At 75.3% G+C, this 8,086-nt stretch carries 9 protein-coding genes; 4 read left to right on the top strand and 5 right to left on the bottom strand.

What is annotated here, in order from left to right; translation table 11 throughout:
* Nucleotides 1-328 (bottom strand): hypothetical protein (locus AOK09_RS30055; RefSeq protein WP_055590389.1); only part of this gene is annotated, 328 nt, incomplete at its 3' end.
* A gap of 43 nt (nucleotides 329-371) precedes the next feature.
* Complete coding sequence (locus AOK09_RS30050) at nucleotides 372-1,151, bottom strand: TetR/AcrR family transcriptional regulator (RefSeq protein ID WP_055590388.1); 780 nt, start codon at nucleotides 1,149-1,151, stop codon at nucleotides 372-374.
* Between the two features lie 324 nt (nucleotides 1,152-1,475).
* On the opposite strand from AOK09_RS30050, the gene AOK09_RS30045 reads away from it, so the two are divergent.
* Both AOK09_RS30045 and AOK09_RS30040 read left to right on the top strand, forming a co-directional pair.
* Nucleotides 1,476-2,141, top strand: a complete 666-nt coding sequence (locus tag AOK09_RS30045; protein WP_245687547.1) for a molybdopterin-dependent oxidoreductase — start codon at nucleotides 1,476-1,478, stop codon at nucleotides 2,139-2,141.
* Nucleotides 2,125-2,721 (top strand): cytochrome b/b6 domain-containing protein, encoded by a 597-nt coding sequence (locus tag AOK09_RS30040; protein ID WP_063796115.1) that lies wholly within the window; start codon nucleotides 2,125-2,127, stop codon nucleotides 2,719-2,721. The genes AOK09_RS30045 and AOK09_RS30040 overlap by 17 nt, the downstream gene beginning before the upstream one ends.
* A 28-nt stretch (nucleotides 2,722-2,749) precedes the next feature.
* Here AOK09_RS30040 and AOK09_RS30035 read toward each other — a convergent pair whose 3' ends face one another.
* Both AOK09_RS30035 and AOK09_RS30030 read right to left on the bottom strand, forming a co-directional pair.
* Entirely contained in the window at nucleotides 2,750-3,253 is a 504-nt protein-coding gene (locus AOK09_RS30035) for an NUDIX hydrolase (protein ID WP_055590385.1), read from the bottom strand.
* Nucleotides 3,254-3,272: 19 nt separating this feature from the next.
* Nucleotides 3,273-4,379, bottom strand: a complete 1,107-nt coding sequence (locus AOK09_RS30030) for a DNA glycosylase AlkZ-like family protein (RefSeq protein ID WP_055590384.1) — start codon at nucleotides 4,377-4,379, stop codon at nucleotides 3,273-3,275.
* Nucleotides 4,380-4,468: 89 nt separating this feature from the next.
* Between AOK09_RS30030 and AOK09_RS30025 the strand changes: the two genes are divergently transcribed.
* Entirely contained in the window at nucleotides 4,469-4,975 is a 507-nt protein-coding gene (locus AOK09_RS30025; protein WP_055590383.1) for an NUDIX domain-containing protein, read from the top strand.
* 154 nt (nucleotides 4,976-5,129) lie between these two features.
* On the top strand, nucleotides 5,130-6,323 hold the full coding sequence (locus tag AOK09_RS30020; RefSeq protein ID WP_055590382.1) for a serine hydrolase domain-containing protein: 1,194 nt from the start codon (nucleotides 5,130-5,132) through the stop codon (nucleotides 6,321-6,323).
* A 7-nt stretch (nucleotides 6,324-6,330) separates the two neighbouring features.
* Here the strand turns inward: AOK09_RS30020 and AOK09_RS30015 are convergent.
* On the bottom strand, nucleotides 6,331-8,086 hold a 1,756-nt coding region (locus AOK09_RS30015; RefSeq protein WP_055590381.1), incomplete at its 5' end, for an FAD-dependent monooxygenase.

Genomic DNA, 8,086 nt, shown 5'->3' with positions numbered 1-8,086 from the left:
CTGGCAGGTGGAAGCCCTCGGCGGTGGGCTCATGGCCGAGGACGGGCCCGGCGCCGAGGCGTTCCAGGATGCGCCGTACGGCGGTGGCCGCGACCGGGGCGGCGGCGCCGGCGGTCGAGGTCCAGCCGATGACCGCGCCGACCCGGGGTACCACCTGGCGCTCGTCGTGGTCCAGCGGCAGGGAGAGCAGGGCGGTGCCGCCGGGGGTGGGGAGCGCGGTGAGCGAGGTCGCGGGATGCAGCCAGGCACGTCCGCTCAGCAGGCCCTCGGAGACGGCGTCCACGGTGGCGGTCACCTGGTTGGCGGCGTTCCGTGCGTAGGCGTTCATGTGGTGGGCCCGCTCCCCTCGAAGATCCCCTGGCGGAACTTTTCTACCAGACGGTGCCGGACGCCAACCGGCCGACGGTGGTGCCGACCCCGGGGTCGGCGAGGAGGGCGGTCAGCTGGGCCACCAGCCTGCCGGTGGGCCCGTCCGGCGTCTCCTCCGCGAGGAAGCCCCGGAACGCCGGGAGGAGGGCCGGGTCCTGGGAGACGGTGACGGTGAGCGCGGCCACGAACTCCTGGACCAGGCGCAGCTGCAGCTCCTCGCGGGGTATGGAGCGGTCCTCCAGCCATTCCAGGGCGGTGATCTCGGCGTTGGCTATCCAGGCCCGGACGGTGAGCCGCAGCCGTGGCCCGGGCTCGTCGACGGCCAGGTGGGAGAGGATCTGGTCGTGGGCGGCGCGGCGGACCTCGTCGATCACGGCGTTGGTCCAGGGGCTGGCGGACACCGAGCCGCCGCGCAGCAGGGCCGCGAAGCCGGGCCCGTGGCCGTCGACGAAGTCGAGGTAGCGGCCCATCACCCGGTGCAGCCGCGCGGAGAGCGGGCCCTCATGGGGTTCCTCGAAGCGGCCGGAGAGTTCGTCGGCGGCGCGGCGCAGCGCGGCCTCGTAGAGGCTCTGTTTCCCGGGGAAGTAGTGGTAGACCAGCGGACGGGAGGCGCCGGCGGCGGCGGCGATGTCGTCGATGGAGACCTCGTCGGGCGAGCGCCTGCTGAAGAGGTCGAGGGCGACGCCGATCAGCTGTTCGCGTCGCTCGTCGACGCTGAGGCGGCGGCGGGGGCCGCGCTCCGGCCGCTCCGAGGCTGCGCGGGGGCTCGTACGGGTGGCCATGCCCCACACCCTAACGGGATGGGGGCGTCCTCGGGATTGACGAATTGACATGTGCATCGCTAGCGTTCATCACACCGGCTTCACGGAGCATCCCAGACACCGGGCCGCGTCCGCACCCCCCGGCGGACGCGGTCCGGTCCATCGACCGCGGGGTACCGAGGCCGACGTACACGTGCCGGCGTACTGATGCCGGCGTACTTGTGACGAAGTGCTGACATGGTCGGCCGGGCACTGGTCCCCGGGGCCCGGGGCTGGTCGAATCGTCGTGTGGACAGTGAATCGGAGGACCACGGCACCCCGGTGGGGCGCCGTGTGGTGCTGGGCATGATCGGGCTCGGGGCGGCAGGAGTCGCCGCCGGCCCGTACCTCCAGCGCGGGGTGGACGCGGCGCTGGGCGCCGTCGCGGGCAAGGACCCGACGGGGCTGACCGGGCTGCTGCCCGGGGCCGGCGGCTTCCGCTACTACTCGGTGACGGCATCGGTGCCGCACCGGGGCGAGACCGACTACCGGCTGACCGTCGACGGACTGGTGGACCGGCCCGGCTCCTACCGGCTGGCCGACCTGCGGGCGCTGCCCCAGGACCGGCTGGTACGGGATGTGCAGTGCGTGACCGGATGGCGGGTTCCGCACACCCCGTTCGAGGGCGTGCGGCTGTCCCGGCTGCTGGACGCCGCCGGAGTGCGCCCCGGGGCGCGGGCGGTCCGCTTCACCTGCTTCGACGGCGCGTACAGCGAGAGCCTCACCCTGGAGCAGGCACGGCGGTCCGACGTGCTGGTGGCGCTGCGCATGCAGGACGCCGGGATCAGCCATGCGCACGGCGGCCCGGTGCGGCTGTACGTCGCGCCCATGTACTTCTACAAGTCGGCGAAGTGGCTGTCCGGGATCACCGTCACCGACAAGGTCGAGCCCGGCTACTGGGAGCGGTACGGCTATGACGTGGACGGCTGGGTCGGACGGTCCAACGGGCGTGACGATGCTCCCACCGCCTGAGCGCCGGCGCCGCTTCACCCGCGCGGAGCGGTGGGTGCACCGGGGCACCGCGGCCCTGATGGGCGTCTGCCTGGCGACCGCGGCCGTGCTGTACCTGCCGCCGCTGGCCGAGCTGGTGGGGCGGCGCAGGACGGTGGTCATGGTCCATGAGTGGTCGGGGGTGCTGCTCCCGGTGCCGCTGCTGGCCGGTCTGTTCTCGGCCGCCTTCCGGGCGGATCTGCGCCGGCTCAACCGCTTCGCCGGCCATGACCGGCAGTGGCTGCGCGCGGTGCTCCGGCGCCGCACCGGGCGTCCCGCGGGCAAGTTCAACGCCGGGCAGAAGCTCTATGCGGCGTGGACGGCGGGAGCGGTGCTGGTGATGGCGGGCACCGGGCTGCTGATGTGGTTCCCGCACCTGGCGCCGCTGGTGTGGCGCACGGGCGCCGGCTTTGTGCACGACTGGCTGGCGCTGCTGGTGGCGGCCGTGGTCGCCGGGCATCTGTGGATGGCGTCCCGCGACCCGGAGGCCCGGCTCGGGATGCGCACCGGGGAGGTCTCCGGCCGCTGGGCGGAACGTGAGCACCCGCTCTGGCGGGACTGACCCGGCGGACGGGAGCGTGAGGGCCGCCTCAGCCGCGCCACTGCTGGTAGCGGCGCCAGGCCTCGCTGCCGTCGGCCACGAAGGGCCACTCGGTGAGACGGGCGCGGATCTCGTCCTCCGTCAGGAAGCCGTGCCAGTCGATCTCCTCGGCCTGGGGGCTCACCGGGCCCGTCCAGCGGGCCTCGTAGACGTCGCACCACCAGGAGTGGCCGGGCGAGTCGAAGAGGAACTTGAAGAGGTGGTGCGGCTCGATCCCGCGCACCCCGAGCTCCTCCTCGGCCTCCCGGACCGCCGCGTCCGCATAGGACTCCCCGGCGCCCACCACTCCGCCCACGAAGACGTCGTAGGTGAGCGGGGAGAAGAGCTTGGCGGCGGCGCGCCGATGGACGAAGATCCGGCCCTCGGCGTCCCGGCAGAGGACGAAGACGCAGCGGTGCAGCAGCCGGCGGCGGTAGACCTCGCCGCGGCGGGCGGTGCCCACCACCCGGTCCTGCTCGTCGACGACGTCCAGTAGCTCATCCGCGGGGTCCATGCGCGCATCCAAGCACACGTCAGCCGGAGAAGGTGAGGGTCAGGTCGGCCGCCCCGCGCACCCCGGCCACCCGCTGGGCCTCGTCCTGGACGGCGCCGCGCACCGCGGAGGAGAGGGGTTCGAAGGCGGTCACGGTGACGTCCAGCCGCCCCTTGGAGGCCAGACGGGAGCGCCAGACACCGGTGATCTCACCGTCCACCAGCAGCGCCCCGGGGCCGGACAGCACCCGCCAGACCGCCTGCTGGCGCTCCCGGTCGGGCACCAGCAGACCGCGGTCCCGGGCCTGGAGGTACGGGTCCGACGGCGGCAGCAGCCGGACCAGGCGGGGAGCCGGGGCGGAGCGCAGCGCCTCCAGGTCCTCCTCGGGGAGCCAGGCGGTACGGCCGTCCACCCGGACCTCGGCCAGCCCTCCCGGCCAGACCTGGCGGGTCGCGGTCTGGGTGGTGCCCAGGAACTTCGCGGCCTCGGGGAGCCCGGCCGGGCCCAGCAGCCGCAGCTGGGTACGGAGCAGATCGGCCGTCCCGGACGCCTGGCCGGGAACCCCCGGCCAGTCCTGGACGGGCGCCAGTACGGTGCCCGGGCCGCTCGGGTCCAGCCGCACCCCCGCGGGCAGTCCCACCTGCTGGAAGAGGCCCCCCGAGATGTGCTGGGCCTGGCAGACCCGGCACCAGTAGGTGAGCGACTGCGGCACCCGGGCGCTCACCGCCGCGCTGACCTCCCCCTTGGGCATGGGTTCGCGGACCACCGCACGCATCGCCTCGGCCGCGGCGGTGAAGGCCGCCGTCCCCATCCGGGCTCCCTCGCGGATCGCGGTGGCGGAGATCCGGGCGGTGGCGTCCGCGTCGCTCAGCGGCCACAGGGCGGCCGCCAGCGCGGGCAGGTCGCCCCGCCGGTGCAGATGGGGTGCTCCGCGGGTGGACCAGATCAGGGTGAGCGACCCGTCGTCGGGCGGCTCGGCCGTCGACCGCGCGGCCAGCGCCAGCCGGGCCGAGCCGTGCGGGGTGTCCTGCACGCCCAGGTCGAGGACGGCCAGCCGGCCGGGCTGCGCCTCCGAGCGGTCGAGCTGGTGTGCTGCCACCCGGTGGGCCAGCACCTGTCTGCGTCCGGTCTCGAACACCGCCGCCATGAGCCGCCTCCCGTCGCCTGTGTCGCAGGGTAGCGTCCGACCGCCGTGAGAGAGTCCATGCTGTCGGACTGCGTCAGGAGAGGCTGCCCATGACGGTCAAACACGCCACGTCCAGCGTCTACCTGTTCGCCCGGATCGGCGGTGGCTGGCGGCTGGGGATGATCGAGCACCCCCGGCTGGGCGGGGTGCTGGTCCCCGGTGGGCATGTGGAGGCGGACGAGACGCCGGCGCAGGCGGCCGTGCGGGAACTGCGTGAGGAGACCGGACTCGAGGGCCGGTTCCTGACCCCGCCGCAGTGTCCGCTGCCCGCGGGCTACCCCCATGAGGTGGTGGTGCCCCCGTGGTGGACGGTGGAGATCGCGGTCCCGGGCGACAACCACGAGGCGCAGCCGCATGTGCATGTGGACCACCACTACATCGCCGTGGCCGACCGGCCCGACCGCCCGGTGGGCCCCGCGGAGCACCCGCTGCACTGGGTGACCGCAGGGGAGCTGCCGGGGCTGCGGACGCCGCTGGACGTCAGGGTGCTGGGGGCGGACCTCTTCGGCCGGATCGGGGCGCTCGCCGCGGAGGGCGGCGCGGGCGGCCCCGGCTGAGCGTGCCGGGCGCTCGGCGCTCCGTCCGGTCCCGCTCTCCCCGGGGTCGCCGCCGGGCGCCCCGTACGGCCCGGTGCGGTGGGCGCGGGCTCGGGCCCCGCCGGGGCCGTTGCACAATGGCGGGCAGGGCTGTGAGCGGAGAGCGAGGCGTGCGGTGGTGGAGATCGGCGGCGAGGTGGCCGACGGCTGGGAGCCGGTGCGGGAGGCGTTCGCCCGCAACTTCCGCGACCACGGGGAGGTCGGCGCCGCGTTCGCACTCCATGTGCGGGGCCGCCGGGTGGCCGACCTGTGGGCCGGCGACGCCGTCCCGGAGCTGGGCGGCCGCCCCGCACCGGGGGCGCCGTGGACGGCGGGCACCGCACAGGTGCTGCGCTCGGTGACCAAGGGGCTCACCGCCGCCTGCGCCCTGCTGCTGAACCAGCGCGGCGAGCTGGACCTGGACGCGCCGGTGGGGGAGTACTGGCCGGAGTTCAAGGCCGCGGGCAAGGAGCGGATACCGGTGCGCTGGCTGCTGTCGCACCGGGCCGGGCTGCCGGCGCTGGACACCCCGCTGCGGGTGGCGGAGGTGCTCGACTGGGAGCCCGCCGTGGCGGCCGTGGCGGCGCAGGCACCGGCCTGGGAGCCGGGGACCGCCCATGGCTACCACCCCTACACCTTCGGCTGGCTGGTCGGTGAGGTGGTGCGGCGGGTGAGCGGACGCAGCGTCGGCCGCTGGTTCGCCGAGGAGGTCGCCGGCCCGCTCGGGCTGGAGCTGTGGATCGGTCTGCCCCCGGCGGAGCGCCACCGGGTGGGGCGGCTGGTCGACCTGCCCGCGCCGGAGATCGCCCAGGCGGGGCCGGGCGGTCTGCGGATACGCCCCAAGAAGTCGGTGCGGGACGCCTACCAGGACCCGGCGTCGCTCACCGCCAGGGCGTTCGGGTCGGTGGAGCGTGCGCTGGATCTCAACGACCCGGCGGCGCAGGCGGCGGAGATCCCGGGTGCCAACGGCATCGGGACGGCGCGCGGTGTGGCGGGCTTCTACGCCGCGCTGATCGGTGACGGTGCGCTGTTCGCCCCGGGGACGCTGGCCGAGGCCATGGGCCCGGCGGCTGACGGCCCGGACCGGGTGCTGGTGGTCAACTCCCGCTTCGGACACGGCTACTTCCGGCACGGCCCCACCTCGCCGATGGCCTCCCCGGCGTCCTTCGGGCACCCCGGCAGGGGCGGCTCGCTGGGCTTCGCCGACCCCTCGCTGGGGGTCGCCTTCGGCTATGTCACCAACGGCATGCAGCCCGGGGTCACGGGGGACATCCGGTCGCGGACCCTGCTCGCGGCCGTACGCGACTGCCTTGCCGCGCACGGAAACTGACGCTGGGTCACCCGGCGGGCGCCGTCCCCGGTGCGGCGGGGTCCGTGCCGGACGGCGGCCGCCAGTCGGCGATCCCGTCCAGGCTCCGCAGTGCCAGCTGCGGCGCGAGCCGGCCCAGCGCGGCCACCGCCGCGTCGCGCAGGGCGACGGCCGGGAGCGAGTGCCAGGCGGTGAGCCGGGCGATCTGCTCGGACCGGCGGACCACCTCGGTGGTGCGGGGCAGCCGCTCGGCGGTGTACGCGGCGAGCGCGGCCGTCAGGTCGCCTCCCGGGCGTGCCAGCCGGGCCAGCACCACCGCGTCCTCCACCGCCTGGCAGCCGCCCTGTCCGAGGTTGGGCGTCATGGCGTGCGCCGCGTCCCCCAGCAGTGCCACCCGGCCCCGGTGGTGGGCCGGCAGCGGTACGGGCATGGAGCGGATGTCGGTACGCAGCACGCCGTCCGCCGGCATGGCCTCGATCAGTGCGGGCACGGGGTGGTGCCAGCCGCCGAAGAGCCGGCGCAGTTCGGCCCGTTCGTCGCGGGCCCGCTCGCCGGGGGCGGCCGCGGCGTCCGGGGCGGCGGCGGTCTTCTCCACGCGGGCCGCGGCACGGTCGTTGCGGCGGGTGACGAAGGCGAACGCCGCGGCGCTGACGGCCAGCACGGCCGCGATGGCGATCAGCCACACCGCCGAGAATCCGCCGTTCTCGTCCTCGTCGCCCCCGGTCACCGCGGAGCCGGGCTGCAGGGTGGCGGAGGGCGAGGCGGTGGCGGCGGTGACCGCGGCGGGCGGCACCGAGGCCGGGGTGGGGCCGGAGTTGATCAGGATCTGGACGAGGTTGCTGCCGCCGAAGTTGTACGGGTCCAGACCGGTGGCCTGGGAGACCAGCAGCAGTTCCGCGGCGGCGGACGGGTTGGTCCCCTGCTGGCCCTGCATCCAGGCGTAGCCGTTGCCCGCGAGCCAGTCGGCCGCGTCGGCCGCCTGGTCGGGGTGGCCGGCGGCGATCAGGCCGAGCACCGCCCAGGAGGTGGCGTTGTAGTCGGGTGTCGGGTCGGCGCCGGGCAGCGTCTGCATCAGCCGCTGCTTGCCGGCGGCCAGCCGCTGGACCAGGAAGTGGGCGACCGCTTCGCCGGACTGATCCTGCGGCAGGGCGTCCCCGGCCCCGTTCCGGCAGGTCGGGGCGGCGGCCGGCTTGTCCTTGCGGTTGCCGCCGGCCACGGGCAGGGAGCCCCCGGCTGCGGCCAGCGCCGCCTGTGCGGAGGCGAGGTCGTTGGGCTCCAGCGCACCGGACTTGCCGGGCTGGTACGCGAACGCGCCGCGCCGGGCCGCGGGGGCGCCGCAGCCGAGCTGGAAGGAGGCCAGGCCGTCGTAGGCGCTGTGGCCGCGCTTGGACACCGCGGCGGGGTCGGCCTTGACGGCGACCAGGGCGTTGACGGCGAGTCCGGTGGAGTTGGCGTCGCTGGTGCCGCCGGGGTTGTAGGACCAGCCGCCGTCCGGGTTCTGGTGGTGCTTGATCCAGGTGACGCCCTGGGCGACGGCCGCCTCGTGGCCGCCGAGGGCGGTGAGGGCCTGCACGGCCAGCGCGGTGGCGTTGCTGTCCTCGGTGGCGGTGGTGCAGTCGCTGTGGGTGTCCGCACGGAACGAGGGCCAGCCGCCGTCGCCGCACTGCTGGCCGGTGAGCCAGTCCACGGCCTGGGCCGCGGGCGTCACTCCGGCGCCGTGCAGGGCGAGCAGCGCGAGGGACTGCCGCCAGACTCCGTCGTAGGTGGGGTCGCTCCTGCCGTAC

The sequence above is a fragment of the Peterkaempfera griseoplana genome (genome assembly GCF_001418575.1).
Lineage (GTDB): Bacteria > Actinomycetota > Actinomycetes > Streptomycetales > Streptomycetaceae > Peterkaempfera > Peterkaempfera griseoplana.
This window is presented reverse-complemented; position numbering and strand designations above follow the sequence as displayed.